The sequence below is a fragment of the Ochrobactrum chromiisoli genome, from assembly GCF_026241335.1.
Taxonomy (GTDB): Bacteria; Pseudomonadota; Alphaproteobacteria; order Rhizobiales; family Rhizobiaceae; genus Brucella; species Brucella chromiisoli.
This window is the reverse complement of record NZ_JAPHAV010000001.1, coordinates 100,629-116,604: the sequence shown is the minus strand read 5'-3', so window position 1 is coordinate 116,604 and position 15,976 is coordinate 100,629. Positions and strand designations below refer to the sequence as shown.

Genomic DNA, 15,976 nt, shown 5'->3' with positions numbered 1-15,976 from the left:
CGCATGAAGTATGACTATATCATCGTTGGTGGCGGTCCTGCCGGTTGTGTTCTCGCCAATCGATTGAGTGAAGAGGCAGCGATAAAAGTGCTGCTGCTGGAAGCCGGTGGAAGCGACTGGAATCCGCTGTTTCACATGCCTGCCGGTTTTGCCAAGATGACAAAGGGGGTGGCCAGTTGGGGCTGGGAGACCGTTCCGCAAAAACATCTGAAAAATCGTGTTTTGCGCTATACGCAGGCAAAAGTCATCGGCGGTGGATCCAGCATCAATGCGCAGATTTACACGCGTGGCAATGCAGTCGACTATGATCTCTGGGCGAATGAGGACGGCTGTACCGGCTGGGACTATCGCCATGTGTTGCCCTATTTCAAACGCGCTGAAGACAATCAGCGGTTCAACGATGATTTTCATTCCTATGGCGGGCCGCTTGGCGTTTCGATGCCTTCAGCGCCGCTGCCTATCTGTGATGCCTATATCCGCGCGGGTCAAGAACTCGGCATTCCGTATAATGCGGATTTTAATGGTCGTGATCAGGCAGGCGTCGGTTTTTATCAGCTCACCCAGCGCAATCGCCGTCGCTCGTCGGCATCCCTTGCTTATCTCACACCGATCAGGGATCGCAAAAATCTGACCGTGCGGATGAATGCGCCGGTGCGCGCGGTCAATCTGGAAAACACCCTAGTCACCGGTGTTACGCTGATGAGCGGCGAGGTTTTGCGCGCAAACCGCGAGGTGATTGTCTCCTCCGGTGCCATTGGTTCACCAAAACTTCTGCTGCAATCGGGCATCGGCCCTGCCGATCATCTTAAAAAAGTGGGCGTGAATGTAAAACATGATCTGCCGGGTGTGGGTGAGAACATGCAGGATCATCTTGATCTGTTTGTCATTGCCGAATGTACGGGCGATCACACCTATGATGGCGTGGTGAAATTGCACCGGACGCTGGGCGCGGGCTTGCAATATATCTTTTTGCGCTCTGGCCCGGTGGCATCGAGCCTCTTTGAAACCGGCGGCTTCTGGTATGCGGACCCGGATGCCCGCTCACCGGATATCCAGTTTCATCTGGGGCTTGGTTCGGGCATTGAGGCGGGTGTTGAGAAGCTCAAAAATGCAGGCGTGACGCTTAATTCCGCTTATCTGCATCCGCGCTCGCGTGGCACCGTGCGGCTGGCTTCCAGTGATCCGGCTGCAGCACCCCTGATTGACCCCAATTACTGGAGCGATCCGCATGATCGCAAAATGTCGCTGGAAGGCCTGAAGATCGCGCGCGAAATCCTGAGCCAGGATGCATTGAAACCTTATGTCATGGCCGAGCGTCTACCGGGCCCAAAGGTCGTCAGTGATGATGATCTGTTCGATTATGCCTGTGCCAATGCCAAGACCGATCATCATCCGGTCGGCACCTGCAGGATGGGGACAGATGCGATGGCTGTTGTCGATCTGGAGCTCAAAGTACGCGGTCTTGAAGGTCTGCGGGTGTGCGACAGTTCGATCATGCCACGTGTTCCGTCGTGCAACACCAATGCGCCGACCATCATGGTCGGCGAAAAGGGTGCGGATATTATTCGCGGTCTCGACCCGCTGCCGCCTTTTGTGTTTTCATGGGAGAAAAATGAACAGAAGCGGCGATCAAGGATTTAATCTTCATCCACAACTGGCTCAAAATGCAGATAGCCAGCAATGCCAGACCCTTTGCGCTTCGGATTGTCAGATGGGTGGTTTACGCCATCATTGACCGGAATACTGGCAAAGTCGAAGGGTGAAATGCCTTCGAGACAGGCAACGTTGACACCATATTGCTGTGGGTTTGAACGGCGCTGGTGGAAGGTGTAGATCCCGCATTTCGAGCAGAAATAGTGCTTCGCGGCTCCTGTGTTGAATGTATAGAGCGTCAGCGCCTCTTTGCCTTCCAGAATTTCAACGCCATTGAGTTCGGCAGAAACGGCGACAGCGCCGCGCATCCGGCAATAGGAGCAGGTGCAGCGGCGTGCCGTGTGAAGACCATCGGAAAGCTTCACACGAAAGCGAACCGTTCCGCAGTGGCAGGCGCCATTGGCAGTTTCAATATCGGGGTTCATCTTGCTCTCCTCTTTCGGGAAAATTGATATTTCCAATTTCTCAGCTTTACCATTGCCGAACTTTGATTAAATTCCTTTTCGATATTCTTTGGGAGGGAATTTTATGAGTGGGTTTGCAGTCGTCACAGGTGGAAGCACCGGCATTGGAAGGCATCTCGTGCTGGCTCTGGCCAGAGCGGGATATGCGGTTGCTTTCAGCTACCGGGGTGATGTTGATACGGCAGACACATTGATGCAGGCGGTTGAAGCGGCTGGTGGTCAGGCACTTGGGCTTGAATGCGATGTGGGTCTTGGCGCGGAGGTTGAAGAGTTCTTTGACGAGGTTTGCAGCTGGTATGGCGATGCGCCGGATGTGCTGATCAACAATGCCGGTATTCAGGTATGGAGCACCTTGCTGGAGCTTTCCGAAGAGGGCTGGGACGATGTTATCCGCACCAATATGAAGGGCTGTTTTCTCAACACCAAGGCCGCAGCCAAGCGGATGATCGATGTGGGCAAGGGCGGATCGATCATTAATATCGGCTCTGGCTGCAACAAACTGGCTTTTCCGAAACTGGTTTCCTATACGGCCTCCAAGGGTGGTATCGAGCAGTTCACCAAGGTTTCCGCGGTTGAACTGGGCCCACACGGCATTCGGGTGAACTGCGTGGCACCCGGCGCTATTCTCAACGAACGCACAGCACAGGAGCAGCCGGATTATGCAGGCACATGGAGCCGCATTACGCCGCTGCGACGGGTGGGCACTGCGGATGATATTTGTGGTCCAGCGCTGTTTTTTGCATCCGATGCCGCGCAGTTTGTAACCGGGCAAACTTTATGGGTTGATGGCGGTGTGTTTTCACAAGCCAATTGGCCCTATGAAGGATGAGGAAACGGTGGTGATCTTTGCTAAAAAGAATTTTTCAAACTGTCAGTCGAGCCTATAAACTATGTTATAGTAGCTCGGCTGGCAGATGAGTTTATTGTAATCAAGAGTATTTTTGAGCTGCGATTTTTATACGATCTGCATATTCATATATTTGATCAAGGGTTTCGATGATTACGCGGTCTTCAGTATCGCCGTCAAAAATCCCGATGTACTTTGTTGCGCGATTGAAATGTAGGCGTACCAGCGGCTTACGATTATTATCGTCCAGAAGAATGGCGCAATATGACTTGGCATCGCGCATTACAATCCGCTTCGCCGGAACCACTTCTCGGCATATGGCCCGGACAATCATAAAACCTTCGATTTCATCTTCGGTTGTTACGATTTCGGCTTCTTCTTCGGGCTGTTCGATCTCTTCAATAACCTGCTGTGTTTCAGCAAGTGCGTTGGATAAGCGGTTCTTCACCGCATCCATAATTACGTCGCGGAAGGCAGACTTGGTTACCGCAGTAAGCATTTCTTTTACGCTGGCCGTGAAGCGCTTTTCATACACATCACTCGAAACGATTCTAACAAAATCCTCTGATGGATCTTCTATGAGCTTGTTGATAGCCTTTTTTATACCCGAAGTGTACTTTAGACGTTCAGCAGTGGCTAAAATACTGTCTTCGTTGAAACTGCCTTTTTCGAATTTTTTTAGTTCCGCTGCGATTACCGGGTTAAAGTCTGCGAGATCGAAAACGAAAAAGGGACGGGTATCAAGCTTATTTAACGCATCCAGATCGGTATAGAAATTGAATGTGCGACCATTGGTCAAAATGGCAAATTTGGCGCTGGTGACGCTGAAATACCGATAAAGCTGATCTAAGTGCTTTTTTTCCAAGTTAACGTTGATTGGCTTGCATTCTATCAGAATGCGTATTTGATTATCCATGTAGATTGCATAATCGACCTTCTCGCCTTTTTTTCCAACCGCATCGGCTGTAAATTCGGGAATGACTTCATTGGGATCAAAGACATCGTAACCTAAAGCTCGAAGAAAAGGTAAGACAACAGCTGTCTTAACTGCCTCCTCTGTCGCCATAGTACTCGAATGCGTTTTTACACGTTCAGCAATAACTTTGATGCTTTCTTCGAAAGTGCTCATACATTATCCCCCATAAGCAACTCGAAATTTAAATCCCGATATATTGGTAAGCTGGCAGAGTCATGTAGTGCCGTCAAGAAATTAGAAAGTTAACGATCTCATCTACCGTCTTGTAACTGAATAATTATCTCATTTGCTTTATTGGGATCGCTTTTGAGCGGGCTAATTAGCTTGTTTGCGGGTGAATTATGTTCATGCTGATTTGAAAAAGATAACAGGCATTTAAATGGTGATCCCGACTGGATTCGAACCAGTGGCCTCAAGATTAGGAATCTTGCGCTCTATCCTACTGAGCTACGGGACCAGCAATCTGAATGCTCAAAATAATTATTCAACGCGCATCTTAATCCGAAAACCGCTTCGCTTGTTTCGGGATGCGCTCTAAGCTAAGCATTTTTCGACACATACTGTTTTTCGTGCCATTCGCCAACCCCGCAAAAAGCGGGGGAGGCGCATTTTCTCTTAATAAAAAGAGCATTTTCAGCGATTCACTCAAAACATCAAATGCTCTCGACGTCAGGCGGCAAGCGCGGTTTCAATCACCGACACAAAATAGCTCACGCCATAAGGAATGGCTGCGTCGTTGAAGTCATAGGCAGGGTGATGCAGGCCGGGCGTGTCACCATTGCCGAGGAAGATATAAGCGCCGGGGCGTGCTTCCAGCATGTAGGAAAAATCCTCTGCGGCCATCATCGGCGCGACATCGGTTTTCACTTTGCCTTCGCCTGCCACATTTTTTGCCACGCGCGCCGCAAAATCGGTCTGCTCGGCGTGGTTATAGGTGACAGGATAGTTGTTTTTGTAGCGAACCGTAATGTCTGCACCGGTCACAGCTGCAATGCCCGCTGCCGCTTCACGAATGCGGCGCTCTGCATAGGCGCGGGTTTCCTTGCTCAAGGTTCGCACGGTGCCCGAAAGCTTGGCCGTTTCAGGAATGACGTTATAGGCCTCGCCCGCATGAAACTTCGTGACCGAGATCACGAGAGAATCGAGCGGATCGATATTGCGCGCCACAATGCCCTGAATGGCAAGGTGCAGTTGCGACCCGGCAAGGATCGGATCAATCGTGCGGTGCGGCTGGGCTGCATGGCCGCCGCGTCCGGTGATGAACAGGTCGAACTCGTCTGTTGCGGCCATGATTGGGCCTTTGCACATCGAAAACTGGCCAACAGGAAGGCCCGGCAGATTGTGCACGCCATAGACTTCCGAAATGCCGAAGCGATCCATCACGCCATCTTGAACCATGGCCAGCGCGCCAGCGCCACCCTCTTCAGCCGGTTGGAACAGCACAACAGCAGAGCCGCGGAAATTGCGGGTTTCAGCCAGATATTGTGCAGCGCCCAGCAGCATGGATGTGTGACCATCATGGCCACAGGAATGCGCTTTGCCCGGATTTTTGGATGCCCATTCAACGCCGCTGGTCTCGGTGATCGGCAGCGCATCCATGTCGGCGCGCAGGCCAATGGCCGGACCATCGCCATGGCGGCCCTTGATGACCGCAACGACGCCGCTGCGTCCAATGCCGGTTTCAACCAGATCGCAGCCGAAAGATTTCAGCTTTTCTTCCACAAAACGCGCCGTTTCGTGAACATCATAAAGCAGTTCCGGGTTCTGATGCAGATGGCGGCGCCATGCGGCGATCTGGCTTTCAGTTTCGACGACACGATTAAGCACTGGCATTTCGGAAATATCCTGAGATTCTCAATAAGCAGATGTCGGGAGAATATGACGTTTCGGTGAAAGCGGGCAATCCCTAAAGCGCCTGGCGCTTCAGGGATTATTCCTCACGCATGCGTTATCGGCAAACCGGTTCCCACTTTTCCGCGCATGCGCTATTTGCCTTTTGGTTGCCACATGGCATAGATAAGAGCAGTGCAAATCTTGCTTTTTGACTGATATATTCGCAGGCTTTTAAGGCCCTTGCTGATTGGAACTACAAATGATCGCGAAGTCGTTGAAAATCCTGGGTGCAGCAGCGGTTTTATCCGCCCTGACTTTGTCGGCTGCTCTGGCCAATCCATCGATTGCTGTCGATGTGGCGACCGGCAAGGTTTATTCTGCGCAGGATCCTTTCCAGCGCTGGTATCCGGCTTCGCTGACCAAGATGATGACGGCTTATGTCACGTTTCGCGCGCTTCAGTCGGGTCAGCTGACGCTTGAATCGCCTGTTAAAATGACAGTCAATGCTTCGAAAGAGCCGCCGAGCAAGATGGGCTATCGTCCGGGGTCGGTATTGACGCTCGATAATGCGCTCAAGATCATGCTGGTAAAGTCGGCCAATGATGTGGCCGTGGCCGTTGCGGAGGCCGTGGGCGGAAGCGAAGCCGGTTTCGTCAAGCGCATGAATGCGGAAGCGCAGCGCATCGGCATGACCGGGTCGCATTTTGCCAATCCGAATGGCTTGCATGATCCGAACAATTATTCGACCGCACACGATCTTGCTGTGCTTGGCGTGCAACTGCGCCGTGAGTTTCCGCAATATGCGCATTATTTCAATACAGAAGCGATTGATGCGGGTGACGGCAAGAAGCCACAGGCCAATTACAACATTCTGCTCGGCCGCTTCGATGGTGCTGATGGGATGAAAACCGGTTTTGTCTGTGCATCGGGGTTTAATCTTGCCAGTTCCGCAACACGTCAGGGACGCACTATTTTGGCCGTTGTGCTTGGGGCCGACCGTCAGGAAACCCGTGCTGTGCAGGCTGCACAGCTTATGACGGATGCGTTTCGCAGCAATGGTGCCGGTGTGCCGACCTTAGGATCGATGGTGCCGCCAGCCAGCAGTGCCGTCAATCAGGCGGTGGATATGCGTAAGACGATCTGCAGCCAGCAGGCCATGGCTGATCGCTGGGATGGCCGTGATGTCGAGGGGCATTTGCAGCTCAATTCGCCTTATATCCATGCGATGACCCGTGAGCCTGTTCCGGTTCAGGTTGGGCTTGTTTCCGCGCCGCCTGCAAAGATTACCCGCGTAGGCCAGCTTGATATTTCGCAGGTTCCTGTACCGATGCCACGCCCACAGCGTGCCGCCGCCTCAATCAATTAAGATCGTATCATGTCGCATCCAATCCCTGTTTCCGTACTGACCGGCTTTCTTGGCTCGGGCAAGACAACGTTGCTCAATCGTCTGCTCAAAGACCCGGCGCTGACCGATACGGCCGTCATTATCAACGAGTTTGGTGAAGTGAGCATTGATCATCTGCTGGTTGAAGAAGCCAGTGAAGGGGTGATCGAGCTTGCCGATGGTTGCCTGTGCTGCACGGTGCGTGGTGAGTTGGTGGATACGCTGGCCGATCTGATTGATCGTCTTCAGACAGGTCGTATCAAGGCATTGAAGCGCGTGATCATCGAAACAACGGGCCTTGCCGATCCGGCTCCGGTGCTGCATTCGATCATGGGGCATCCTGTTTTGATGCAGGCTTTCCGCCTTGACGGTGTGCTTGCAACCGTTGATGCCGTCAATGGAATGGCGACGCTTGATCATCATGAGGAAGCGGTCAAGCAGGCTGCCATGGCCGATCGCATTATCATTACCAAGGCGGATATGCCCGAAGCAAAGGCCGGGCTTGCAGCACTCAGGGCAAGATTGAAGCTGCTTAATCCGGGTGCGGACATTCTGGAAGCCTCTGATGCGCGCACCGGTTATGCTGCACTCTTTGAATGCGGCCTTTATAATCCTGAAACCAAGACGGCAGATGTGCAGCACTGGCTCAATGCAGAAGCCTATGAAGATGATGATCATCACGATCATCACCATTCGCACCATCATCATGGCCATGACCATGTGTGCGGCCCTGATTGCGATCATGACCACCATCATCATCACCACCACGATGATGCGATCCGTTCCTTTTCGCTGCGGCACAAGGCCCCAATTCCGTTTTCGACATTCGAGATGTTTCTTGATCTGCTGCGCTCAACCCATGGCGAAAAGCTGTTGCGCGTAAAAGGCATTGTGCAGATTGCCGAAGACCCGGATCGTCCGCTGGTCATCCATGGTGTGCAGAAGATTTTCCACCCGCCTGCTCGTCTGCCAAAATGGCCGAAGGATGAGCATGAGACGCTTTTGGTGATGATCGTCAAGGATTTGCCAGAGAGTTACGTGCGTGAACTGTTCGATGCATTTCTTGGCAAAGCGGGGATTGATCGCCCGGATCGGGCAGCAATGATGGACAATCCACTGGCTATTCCGGGCTTTTCAACGCGCTGATTATTTTCTCTGAATGAGAAAACGGTAAAGTTTTTCGTCACGCTCTTGTTTGATCAGAGCGTGACCTTCCTGCGTGCAGAAATGCGGAAGATCAATGCCCGACAAAGGGTCGGTTGTTTCCACCCAGAGAAGCGAACCAGAGGCCATGTTTTGCAGGCGATTGCGGGTTTTTAAAACAGGAAGAGGGCATTTAAGCCCCCTTAAGTCATAGACAGCTATCTCTTCACGCATTGCGCTTTAGTTTCCGCCGAGCTTCCACCAGGCTTTTTTCTTTTCAGGCGCTTTAGCCGCAACGGTGTCTGCAACAGTGCTTGCCGTGGTCATTGGCGAAACATTGGCCGGGTTTTGCTGTGGCACTGGCACATTGGCCGCCTGAACCGGGTTGGTGGCGACTGCTGGCGTTGCCGCAATAGCCGTGGTTGGCACAGCCGAGATCGGCGTTGCCGCTGGCGCAATATCCGGTGCGTTCGGGGTTTCTGCCGAGCTTGGTGAAAGCGAAGGCGGTTCCCGCGTTACTTTTTCGCCACGTGCACGTGCCGCACTCCATGCCGAAACAAGCTTCGCTTCCGTGATGCCCTGAATGGATGGTGCCGGCTTTTTCTGCGCTGCACTGAAAGCGGACTGGAACGTCTTTTCATAAGACGAGGTATAAGCCATCGATTCAGCTGTTGCTGAAGGCGGGCAGGCGTCGGTTGCCGAAAGCGGCTGGCCGTTTGGTGTCGGTACGTTGAAGACATACCGTTTTTCGCAAACGTCAACCTTCGGCGGCACCTTCGTCGCTTCGAAAGAATCGTAGCCCTGCTTGAGCATTTTCCAGAAGCCGTAATTCGGATCGTTCTTGTAACGCGCCATATTGGCGGCAGTCATCCGGAACGGAAAGGCCTGTATCTGGAAATCCCGCTGCCCACCCTTGAAGGCGTCGCGGCCGAAAGCGTAAATTTCGCTGATGCTGTCATCGGTCATTGAATAGCAGCCCGATGACGAGCACGCGCCATGCACCATCAGATTTTGACCGGTGCGGTTATGGGCGCGGTCATAGGCATTGGGGAAGCCGATATTGAAGGCGAGATGATATTGCGAATTCGGGTTCATCTGAGCCGGGCGCACGGTGTAGAAGCCTTCTGGCGCCTGACGATCGCCTTCGATGAACTTTGGACCGAGCTTGCCGGACCATTTGCAAATCTCGTAAGATGCAATCTGGTCGTACTTGCCGTTGTTTTTCTGCTTCCAGACTTCAAGCACGCCTTCTTCCTTGAAAATGCGCACCATAACCGGCGATGTGCGGGTCATGCCCTTCGCCTGCATCTTGGCAATAATCTTTTGCGGAAGCGGCTTTTCAGCCCGCAGGCTGAGATCGGAAACGGACGAACCCTGACAGCCCGCCAGCAAAGCGGATGCCATGAGAGTTCCCAAAAGTGCGGTTCTGATCTTCATATCGCATCAAGCCTGTTCGAAATCTGACTTTTCAGTCTTCGCAAATTAACAACAAAACCTTTCGGTATCGTTGATAAATCCTTGCTCAAATACCTAAAAAACAGCGTGTCCGCAATATGGCGGAAATAGCGGCATGATGCAAATCCGGCGCAGTTTGGGCTGCGCCGGAGCAAGTTTTTGAATTTTATGGTAAATTAAATATTACGGCCGATATCGAGGAATTTCTGACGGCGCTCCTGTTTGAGCGTTTCGCCGTCAACATCCTTCATCGAACGCAATGAGGCGGTGATGATGTCCCCAGCCGCCGCAATAACAGCATCTTTACCGCGATGCGCGCCGCCGAGCGGTTCAGGAATGATGCCGTCGATAATCTTAAGATCAAACAAATCCTGCGCGGTAATGCGCATATTCGAGGCTGCATCCTTGGCGCGAGTGGAATCATGCCAGAGAATGGAAGCTGCCCCTTCAGGCGAAATCACCGAATAGATTGAATGTTCGAGCATATAGACGCGGTTTGCGACAGCAATCGCAATGGCGCCGCCCGAACCGCCTTCACCGATGATGATCGAGATGACGGGCACGCGCAGCTTGAGGCACTCAGCCGTGGAGCGTGCAATGGCTTCCGCCTGTCCGCGTTCTTCAGCACTTACGCCGGGATAGGCGCCGGCGGTGTCAACAAAAGTGATGAGGGGAAGCTGGAAACGGTCAGCCATTTCCATAATGCGAACGGCTTTGCGATAGCCTTCCGGACGCGCCGAGCCGAAATTATGCTTGAGGCGGGTCTTGGTGTCGGAGCCTTTTTCCTGACCGAGAATGGCAACGGGCAGGCCATTGAAGCGGGCAAAGCCGCCCTGAATGGCTTCGTCATTGGCAAACTGACGGTCGCCGGCCAGTGGCGTGAATTCCGTGAACAGCTGGCTGATATATTCGAGGCAATGCGGACGATCAGGATGGCGGGCGATCTGCGCCTTCTGCCATGGCGTCAGCTTGCGATAAATATCCTTGAGTGCATCGGCCGAGCGTTTCTCAAGACGGCTGATCTCGTCGCTCATCTCGACGCTGCCCTGTTCCTGTGCGAGCTTTTTCAGCTCAAGGATCTGGCCTTCGAGGTCGGCAACGGGTTTTTCAAAGTCGAGATAGTTATACATCGGGCCTGACTATTGTGCGTTTCCAGAGATATCGGGCATAAAACATGCCAGAAAACGGCTGTTTTACGGCGTCTTACATATTAACTTCGCGCGCATCTTGCAAATTTTTCTGAAATCCTCTTACCCGCAGAGCGTTTAATCGGCAAGCGGATGATGTTCAGTTACCAGCTTATGCAGTCTTTCTTCCAGAACATGGGTGTAAATCTGGGTGGTCGAAATGTCTGCATGTCCAAGCAATTGCTGTACGGTTCTCAGGTCTGCGCCGTTTTGCAAAAGGTGGCTGGCAAAGGCGTGGCGCAGCACATGCGGAGAGACGGAGGCGCTTGAAAGCCCTGCTCTTGCAGCAAGATTTTTCAGTTCCCGGCCAAAAACCTGACGCGCCAGATGGCCGCTTTCGGAGAAAGCTGGGAAGAGCCACGGGTTGTCATCATAGCCGGGCAGGGAATCGCGCAGTGCCAGAAACGCCTGCAAAGCCTCACGCGCCTTTTGCGACAAGGGTACCATGCGATCTTTCGCCCCTTTGCCGCGCACGATCAGAAAACGGTGATCGGTGCGCGCAACGCTCACCGGAAGACCGACAAGTTCGGAGACACGCAATCCTGTTGCATAAAGCGTTTCAAGCAGTGCATGCAGGCGCAAGGCTTTGATGCGTTCCGATGGCTCTGTTGCTTCTTTCGCCTCACGTTCGGCGCGATCAAGAAGACGCCCGACATTCTCGACGCTCATGATTTTTGGCAGCGGCTTTTGCTTTTTGGGGGCATCGATAATGCTGGTTGGATCATCCTGCCGAAAGCCTTCGGCATAAAGAAAACGAAAAAATTGCCTGAGCGCTGAAAGACGCCGCGCTTGAGAGGTGGCGGCAAAGCCTTCGCTCGACATGCCATCAAGAACATTACGGATATCGTCAGTTCTGGCTTCTGCCAGATTGACGCCACGCGTCTTCATCGCATCAGCCGCAGCTTCCAGATCGCGGCGGTAGGATTCAAGCGTGTTGCTTGCAGCGCCGCGTTCCGCACTCATCATTTCAAGAAAATTTTCAATCGCCAGTGAAGCACGCATCTTATTCCTGTCCCGCTTCGCTTGTTGCCTGCTGGTCATCCGGTGTTGCAGGCGCAGGTGGTGCCACCACGGTCTGTTTGAGTTTCGACGATGGAATCTCCACCGTTATTTCGTGGGTTGTGGGTTTTACAAAATTGGCAAGGGAAAACATTGCGCCATAGACAATGGCAGCAAGGACAGCGAGCAACAGAAGAATGCGCGTCAGCGTGGGCATGGTGCGTTTATGCTGTGCTATTGATACGAAAGCAAGGAGGGGTGTTACGAAAGCAGCGACGGGCTGTTTCTATGCATAAAAAGCCCTCTTCGGTTCATTTTAGACGACGAAAGCAATTGACGCCGCACGGTTTTTCATGTGGAACCGATATAAATGGACGAGGTCAATGAGCAGTACAGCAAATCAGACAAATCTTAACGACAAGGCAGATGCCGTTCGCCGGCTTCTTGGCACAAAAGTGGTTGTTCTTGTTGGGCTGATGGGTGCAGGCAAGTCGACAGTCGGTCGTAAAGTGGCAACGATGCTCGGTCTGCCTTTCCGCGATGTGGATACGGAAATAGAAACCGTTTCGCGCATGAGCATCCCTGAACTGTTTGAAACCTATGGTGAAGCAGAGTTTCGCGATCTGGAGCGCCGGGTGATCCTGCGGCTTCTCGATGATGGCCCGATGATTCTGGCGACCGGCGGCGGCGCTTATATGAATGCCGAAACCCGTGAGGCGATTGCGCATGCCGGTGTTTCCATCTGGCTGAATGCTGAGCTTGACGTGCTGATGGACCGTGTTTCGCGCCGTCAGAACCGCCCGCTTTTGAAAAATGACGATCCGCGCGGCGTGATGCAGCGGCTGATGGAGGTCCGTTATCCTGTTTATGCTTTCGCTGATCTGCATGTGATGACGCGGGACGATAAGAAGGAAGTGATTGCGGGAGAGTTGATCGATACGCTGATCGCGCATCTGAGCAAGGGCCAGGCCTGATGATAGGGCGTGGCGGGCCTGATCATACATGCCACGCTTGCTCTAATTTGTTGTTTTACGCATGTTGTTATCGGAAAACCGGTTTCCACTTTTCCACGACATGCATTGGGAGACGATTTGCATGAGTGCCTCTTTAAACGCCGACAGTGTGACAGTTCCGGTCTCGCTGGGGGAGCGATCTTACGACATTCTGATCGGAAAAGGTCTGATTGCACGCGCGGGTGAAGAAGTTGCAAAGCGCCTGCCGGGCATTCGTGTGGCTATCGTCACCGATGAGAGTGTAGCCAAGGCACATCTGGAAGCTTTGACGGAAAGTTTTGCACGTGTGGGCATCGAATCCACGCCTGTTATCGTGGCGCCCGGCGAAAAATCGAAATCCTTTTCGACCCTGGAAACCGTGACCAATGCTGTGCTCGCCGCAAGGCTTGAGCGTGGTGACGCGGTCGTGGCTTTTGGTGGCGGTGTTGTGGGCGATCTGTCCGGCTTTGTAGCCGGTATCGTGCGGCGCGGTATGAATTTTGTTCAGATGCCGACCTCGTTGCTTGCGCAGGTGGATTCGTCTGTTGGCGGCAAGACCGGCATCAACACGCAATATGGCAAAAACCTTGTTGGCGTTTTCTATCAGCCGCAGCTGGTGCTGGCCGACACGCAGGTGCTTGATACACTGAGCCCACGTGAATTTCGTGCAGGCTATGCGGAAGTGGCCAAATATGGCCTGATTGACCGCCCGGATTTCTTTGCCTGGCTTGAAAAGAACTGGCAGGACGTCTTTGCAGGGGGGGCTGCGCGCGCGCAAGCCATTGCTGAGTCCTGCCGCTCAAAGGCTGCGGTCGTGGCACGTGACGAGCGTGAGAATGGCGATCGTGCGCTGCTTAATCTTGGTCATACATTTGGTCACGCGCTTGAAACGGCAACGGGTTACGATTCAAGCCGTCTGGTGCATGGCGAGGGTGTTGCCATCGGTATGGCGCTTGCGCATCGTTTTTCGGTCAAGATGAACCTTTGCGGCGTTGAGGATGCAGAACGTGTCGAAGCGCATTTGAAGGCCGTTGGCCTGCCGACCACGCTCAATGACGTGCCGGGCGGTCTGCCGGATGCTGAAAAGCTGATGGATTTCATTGCGCAGGACAAGAAAGTGGCGCGCGGTGCACTCACCTTCATTTTGACGCGCGGTGTCGGCCAATCTTTCATTGCCAAGGACGTACCGCCTGCCGCGGTGTTGGAATTCCTGAAAGAGCGTCTTTCCGCCTGATGGCTGTGCCCTCAAATAAACTGGAACTGCTTGCGGCAATTGAAACAAATTATGCCCGGCTCAAGCTTGATCTTGCGCGTGTAAAACCCGAGCAGGCCATGCAAAAGACCATGGAAGGCCATGCAAAGGGCACGCTGATGAGCGTGCATGATCTTGTTGCCTATCTGGTCGGATGGAACGAGCTGGTGCTTAAATGGTGTGAGCGCCGTAATCAGCGGCTTGCGGTCGATTTTCCAGAAACGGGCTTTAAATGGAATGAACTTGGCGCTCTTGCCGCAAAATTTTACCGTGACTATGAGACGCTGGCTTTTTTAGACCTGCTTTTGCGCTTTGAAGCTGCGAAAAATGCGCTGGTCGCGCTCATCGCGGCGCATACAGACGCCGAACTATATGGCGTTCAATGGTATGAGAACTATACGCTGGGTCGGATGATCCAGTTCAATACATCCTCACCCTATGCCAATGCGCGGGGGCGTTTGCGCAAATGGCTTAAGGTTCAGGCATAAGGACGATCAGCGGCGTGTGGCTTCACCGGGAGCGGATGGCTCCAATGCCAGCGCATGAACGCCGGTATCCAGCTCCTGCTTCAGAAGCTCATTGATCGCGCGGTGGCGTGCAACACGGCTTAAGCCTGCAAAAGCTTCGGACACGATGCGCACGCGAAAATGTGTTTCGCCGGTGCCGTCATAGACCTCATGATTGCCACGATCTTCGTGATGATGGCCGGCATGGAGATGGCTTTCATTGATGATTTCAAGTCTTTCGGGTGCAAAAGCTGCACGCAGTTTTGCTTCCATCGAAGATTGTTTGCTATTGTGAATGGACATTTGGGCCAGTTCTCCCCATATAGACGCTGTGCCTCATATAGACGTCGCCCCGGCGACAATCGGTGGGGCAAATCCGCACAGGAATTGCAATCTGTATTCGATTTTGCCCTGAAGTCATGGCCAAAACCATTCGGGACGAAATGTCAATTCTTGTTTAGCCACTCTTAATTCGCATAATCTGATTCGATGACAACGCACTCAAAACTTTTCGACAGCATCCGCATCCGTCCCAAGAAGGAAGCGGAAAAGAAGTCCAGTGGTCCCTGCTGCCAATGGGATGGTTGCGATAAGCCTGGTACGCATCGTGCGCCGGTTGGGCGTATGCGCGAGGGTGAGTATCTGCATTTCTGCGTGGATCACGTCCGCGAATATAATAAGAATTTCAATTATTTCTCCGGTCTTTCCGATGGGGAAATATCGAAGTTCCAGAAGGATGCGATTATCGGCAATCGTCCGACCTGGTCAACCGCATCCAATTCGACAGGGTCTGCGCGCACGTCGCCTGATATGGCGACGCGTCGTTCCGGGTCTGCGGCCTATCAGAATCGTATGCGCGATCCATTTGGCTTCGTGCGGGGTGCGAAAGCGGCCTCGGCGGGCAATGCACCGCGCAAACCGCGTACTTTGGAAATAAAAGCGCTTTCGACACTTGGTCTTGAAGCAAATTCGACTAGCGATATGATTAAGGCACGCTATAAAGAACTTGTGAAGCAACACCATCCCGATGCAAATGGTGGTGACCGCGGGTCGGAAGAAAGATTTCGTGAGGTCATTCAGGCTTATCAATTGCTCAAGACGGCAGGTTTTTGCTAAAGCCTGTCTGGGCTTTATAAGCCGAGTATCAGGGCGTGACCATGCCCTGACGGACATTCATCTACTGCGCTTTTGCGCGGATGCGATTACGGATGCCCGCAACGAAACAGAAGGGCGTCATCCGGTTCACCGCAAGGCTCCCTGATCGAATTTGAATGTCGCGGTGGGA

17 protein-coding genes and 1 tRNA gene are annotated in these 15,976 nt (G+C 53.0%); 8 read left to right on the top strand and 10 right to left on the bottom strand.

Annotation, left to right across the window (positions count from 1 at the left end; all coding sequences use genetic code 11):
* The first annotated feature begins 3 nt into the window (after nucleotides 1–3).
* Nucleotides 4–1,641, top strand: a complete 1,638-nt coding sequence (locus OPR82_RS00600) for a GMC family oxidoreductase (RefSeq protein ID WP_265982412.1) — start codon at nucleotides 4–6, stop codon at nucleotides 1,639–1,641.
* On the opposite strand, the gene OPR82_RS00595 is transcribed toward OPR82_RS00600, so the two are convergent.
* Nucleotides 1,638–2,078, bottom strand: a complete 441-nt coding sequence (locus OPR82_RS00595; RefSeq protein ID WP_265982411.1) for a GFA family protein — start codon at nucleotides 2,076–2,078, stop codon at nucleotides 1,638–1,640. The genes OPR82_RS00600 and OPR82_RS00595 overlap by 4 nt on opposite strands.
* 103 nt (nucleotides 2,079–2,181) lie before the next feature.
* On the opposite strand from OPR82_RS00595, the gene OPR82_RS00590 reads away from it, so the two are divergent.
* The gene (locus tag OPR82_RS00590; protein WP_265982410.1) at nucleotides 2,182–2,946 is read left to right on the top strand and encodes an SDR family NAD(P)-dependent oxidoreductase; all 765 of its coding nucleotides are present in this window, start codon (nucleotides 2,182–2,184) and stop codon (nucleotides 2,944–2,946) included.
* Nucleotides 2,947–3,046: 100 nt separating this feature from the next.
* Here OPR82_RS00590 and OPR82_RS00585 read toward each other — a convergent pair whose 3' ends face one another.
* From OPR82_RS00585 to OPR82_RS00575, 3 genes are all read right to left on the bottom strand, one after another.
* Nucleotides 3,047–4,093 carry a type I restriction endonuclease gene (locus OPR82_RS00585; RefSeq protein ID WP_265982409.1) on the bottom strand — a complete coding sequence of 349 codons (1,047 nt, stop codon included), beginning with the start codon at nucleotides 4,091–4,093 and terminating at the stop codon, nucleotides 3,047–3,049.
* A 227-nt stretch (nucleotides 4,094–4,320) separates the two neighbouring features.
* Nucleotides 4,321–4,397, bottom strand: a tRNA-Arg gene (locus tag OPR82_RS00580).
* A gap of 212 nt (nucleotides 4,398–4,609) precedes the next feature.
* Complete coding sequence (locus OPR82_RS00575) at nucleotides 4,610–5,773, bottom strand: M20 aminoacylase family protein (RefSeq protein ID WP_265982408.1); 1,164 nt, start codon at nucleotides 5,771–5,773, stop codon at nucleotides 4,610–4,612.
* 259 nt (nucleotides 5,774–6,032) lie between these two features.
* Here OPR82_RS00575 and OPR82_RS00570 point away from each other — a divergent pair, with 259 nt between their 5' ends.
* On the top strand, nucleotides 6,033–7,139 hold the full coding sequence (locus OPR82_RS00570; protein ID WP_265982407.1) for a D-alanyl-D-alanine carboxypeptidase family protein: 1,107 nt from the start codon (nucleotides 6,033–6,035) through the stop codon (nucleotides 7,137–7,139).
* A gap of 9 nt (nucleotides 7,140–7,148) precedes the next feature.
* The gene (locus tag OPR82_RS00565; protein ID WP_265982406.1) at nucleotides 7,149–8,303 is read left to right on the top strand and encodes a CobW family GTP-binding protein; all 1,155 of its coding nucleotides are present in this window, start codon (nucleotides 7,149–7,151) and stop codon (nucleotides 8,301–8,303) included.
* Here the strand turns inward: OPR82_RS00565 and OPR82_RS00560 are convergent, their stop codons facing one another.
* The 5 genes from OPR82_RS00560 to OPR82_RS00540 form a co-directional block, all read right to left on the bottom strand.
* Complete coding sequence (locus OPR82_RS00560; RefSeq protein ID WP_265982405.1) at nucleotides 8,304–8,534, bottom strand: sulfurtransferase TusA family protein; 231 nt, start codon at nucleotides 8,532–8,534, stop codon at nucleotides 8,304–8,306.
* Nucleotides 8,535–8,540: 6 nt separating this feature from the next.
* Nucleotides 8,541–9,737 (bottom strand): hypothetical protein, encoded by a 1,197-nt coding sequence (locus OPR82_RS00555; protein ID WP_265982404.1) that lies wholly within the window; start codon nucleotides 9,735–9,737, stop codon nucleotides 8,541–8,543.
* Nucleotides 9,738–9,931: 194 nt separating this feature from the next.
* Nucleotides 9,932–10,885: an acetyl-CoA carboxylase carboxyltransferase subunit alpha gene (locus OPR82_RS00550; protein WP_265982403.1), complete on the bottom strand. Its 954-nt coding sequence runs from the start codon at nucleotides 10,883–10,885 to the stop codon at nucleotides 9,932–9,934.
* 135 nt (nucleotides 10,886–11,020) lie between these two features.
* Entirely contained in the window at nucleotides 11,021–11,944 is a 924-nt protein-coding gene (gene xerD, locus OPR82_RS00545) for a site-specific tyrosine recombinase XerD (RefSeq protein ID WP_265982402.1), read from the bottom strand.
* Nucleotide 11,945: 1 nt separating this feature from the next.
* Nucleotides 11,946–12,158 carry a hypothetical protein gene (locus OPR82_RS00540; protein ID WP_265982401.1) on the bottom strand — a complete coding sequence of 71 codons (213 nt, stop codon included), beginning with the start codon at nucleotides 12,156–12,158 and terminating at the stop codon, nucleotides 11,946–11,948.
* 166 nt (nucleotides 12,159–12,324) lie between these two features.
* On the opposite strand from OPR82_RS00540, the gene OPR82_RS00535 reads away from it, so the two are divergent.
* The 3 genes from OPR82_RS00535 (at nucleotide 12,325) to OPR82_RS00525 (ending at nucleotide 14,673) form a co-directional block, all read left to right on the top strand.
* Complete coding sequence (locus OPR82_RS00535) at nucleotides 12,325–12,915, top strand: shikimate kinase (protein WP_265982400.1); 591 nt, start codon at nucleotides 12,325–12,327, stop codon at nucleotides 12,913–12,915.
* 121 nt (nucleotides 12,916–13,036) lie between these two features.
* Entirely contained in the window at nucleotides 13,037–14,167 is a 1,131-nt protein-coding gene (gene aroB / locus OPR82_RS00530; RefSeq protein WP_265982399.1) for a 3-dehydroquinate synthase, read from the top strand.
* Nucleotides 14,167–14,673: a ClbS/DfsB family four-helix bundle protein gene (locus OPR82_RS00525; protein WP_265982398.1), complete on the top strand. Its 507-nt coding sequence runs from the start codon at nucleotides 14,167–14,169 to the stop codon at nucleotides 14,671–14,673. Before aroB ends, OPR82_RS00525 begins: the two co-directional genes overlap by 1 nt.
* Before the next feature lie 6 nt (nucleotides 14,674–14,679).
* On the opposite strand, the gene OPR82_RS00520 is transcribed toward OPR82_RS00525, so the two are convergent.
* Nucleotides 14,680–14,994 carry a BolA family protein gene (locus OPR82_RS00520; protein ID WP_265982397.1) on the bottom strand — a complete coding sequence of 105 codons (315 nt, stop codon included), beginning with the start codon at nucleotides 14,992–14,994 and terminating at the stop codon, nucleotides 14,680–14,682.
* A 186-nt stretch (nucleotides 14,995–15,180) separates the two neighbouring features.
* Here OPR82_RS00520 and OPR82_RS00515 point away from each other — a divergent pair, with 186 nt between their 5' ends.
* The gene (locus OPR82_RS00515) at nucleotides 15,181–15,807 is read left to right on the top strand and encodes a J domain-containing protein (RefSeq protein ID WP_265982396.1); all 627 of its coding nucleotides are present in this window, start codon (nucleotides 15,181–15,183) and stop codon (nucleotides 15,805–15,807) included.
* Nucleotides 15,808–15,976 lie beyond the last annotated feature (169 nt).